1 protein-coding gene is annotated in these 248 nt (G+C 55.6%); it reads left to right on the top strand.

Annotation, left to right across the window (positions count from 1 at the left end; all coding sequences use genetic code 11):
* The first annotated feature begins 58 nt into the window (after positions 1–58).
* Positions 59–211 (top strand): hypothetical protein, encoded by a 153-nt coding sequence (locus LI114_RS14015; RefSeq protein ID WP_227221168.1) that lies wholly within the window; start codon positions 59–61, stop codon positions 209–211.
* Positions 212–248 lie beyond the last annotated feature (37 nt).

The following is a 248-nucleotide window of genomic DNA, read 5'->3' as shown; positions in this document are numbered from 1 at the left end:
AGCGCGTGACGAGAAGCGCGCGGGAGAATACATAATGTCGGTGAAGGAGGTGTGAGCCGTGCCGAAGATAGACTGGGACAAAGTTCCCGAGATAGAACGCAGACTGCTTGCGGCGACCCTCTGCGCGGCGATGAAGAAGTTCTACGAAGACCCCGAGAACAAGAGAAAGTACGAAGAATGGTTACAAGCAAGAGGAGGTGCTCAGCAATGACCCAACGCGACCTAGCCGAAATGGCAGACCTGCGAGC

The sequence above is a fragment of the Ruminococcus sp. 210702-SL.1.03 genome, from assembly GCF_020559915.1.
Classification (GTDB): Bacteria; Bacillota; Clostridia; order Oscillospirales; family Ruminococcaceae; genus YE71.
The sequence above is the reverse complement of the archived record's forward strand: the minus strand, read 5'-3'. Positions and strand labels throughout refer to the sequence as shown.